The organism is Staphylococcus sp. GDY8P57P, from assembly GCF_017892585.1.
GTDB lineage: Bacteria > Bacillota > Bacilli > Staphylococcales > Staphylococcaceae > Staphylococcus > Staphylococcus borealis.
Window position 1 is genome coordinate 1 of the sequence record NZ_JAESLK010000097.1, and the last position, 1,076, is coordinate 1,076.

1 protein-coding gene is annotated in these 1,076 nt (G+C 31.3%); it reads left to right on the plus strand.

Annotated features, from left to right (window positions below):
- Window positions 1-273 precede the first annotated feature (273 nt).
- A partial coding sequence (locus KA878_RS13695) for a transposase (protein WP_210142220.1) occupies window positions 274-1,076 on the plus strand: 803 nt, incomplete at its 3' end.

Sequence of the window (1,076 nt, forward strand, 5' to 3'; positions counted from 1 at the left end):
CGTTTAGCAAGAGTCATTAAATCAGGCGTCTTATGGTTATATAAATATCATAACGGATAAAAAAAAAGCAGCAGATTACTCTGCTACGTCTCAGAGTGTCGACAAAGTCTTAGACTTTGCCGGCATTTTTTTATGCGCATGCTTTCCGCGGGCATGTTCTCAGCCTGTAGTCTTCGAATCATGCTGTTCCCGCAGGAGTCAGCGCTAAAAAAATACCAAAAATTAATAATCCATTTTATAATATAGTTGAAATTTTATTTAGGAGTTGATTCTATGTTAAATAAATCCGAGAATAAACGTGACCAATATGAAATGATTTCTGTTTCAGAGTTAGTACCTAAAAATCATTTATTGAGAAAAGTTGATAAAATATTAGATTTAAACTTCGTTTATGAACTTGTTGAAGATAAATACTGTTTAGATAACGGACGTCCTTCTATTGATCCTGTTATCTTAGTTAAGATCTTACTGATTCAAAGATTATTTGGCATAAAATCAATGAGGCAAACTATTAAAGAAATTGAAACTAACGTAGCTTACCGTTGGTATTTAGGATTTAGCTTTCTTGATAAAGTCCCTCATTATGGTACATTCAGTAAAAATTATACAAGACGCTTTCATGATACTGACCTGTTTGAACAAATATTCGAAAGAATATTAGAAATTGCGATTAAGAATAACTTAATTGACCACTCAACGTTATTCATTGATTCAACACATATCAAAGCTAATGCGAATAAAAATAAATATATTAATCAAGTTGTAAAAAAGGATACATTACATTTCCAAGAAGAACTTAATAATGAAATTAATCAACAGAGGTTAGCGCAAGGAAAAAAGCCCATAAAAAATAAGAAAAAGGAGGAGTTTAAAAATAAGAAAGTCAGTACTACCGATCCAGAAGCTGGTTACTATGTTAAAGGTGAAAGAGAAAAACAATTTGCGTATAGCTTACATAGTTGTGTAGATAAAAATGGTTTTATAATTGATCAACATGTCACACCTGGAAATATACATGATAGTACACAGTTGAAACCTATGGGTGAAAGATTAGAAGAAAATAATATGGTGCCACT